General features: G+C 44.6%; 1 protein-coding gene. It reads right to left on the reverse strand.

From position 1 onward, the window contains the following. On the reverse strand, positions 1–308 hold a 308-nt coding region (locus AAEY80_RS14375), incomplete at its 3' end, for a helix-turn-helix domain-containing protein (protein ID WP_350588535.1). Between the last annotated feature and the right edge of the window lie 71 nt (positions 309–379).

Raw genomic sequence — 379 nt, forward strand, 5'->3', positions numbered from 1 at the left:
CTCATATGACTGAGTCCACCATGAACACCTGCTATTTGCTGGGGACTCCAGTTCTCTTTAAGCTTGTCTGTGACCCAGTCCCATACGTCAGCGATGATGCTGAGCGCATTGTTTGATCGTCTTGCACAAGCTTTCTTATGAGCGTTATTGACTCGATAACCGCGCAGGCTTTTATTGCGTCTGATTTCTCTTAATATGGTACTGGGACTTCTGTTTAACGCCCGCGCTATAAAATTAATACTATGTTCTGCCCCTATAAGGGCATAAATCTGGTATCGTTCCCCTAGGCTTAGATGCGTATAGTTCATGGTTGCAATCTCACTTTGGTCGGTGGATAAAGACTTTGATGCTAGCGCATCTAGGTCTTTTTTTCACCTCA

It is taken from the genome of Psychrobacter sp. 78a-MNA-CIBAN-0178 (genome assembly GCF_040309625.1).
Lineage (GTDB): Bacteria > Pseudomonadota > Gammaproteobacteria > Pseudomonadales > Moraxellaceae > Psychrobacter > Psychrobacter okhotskensis.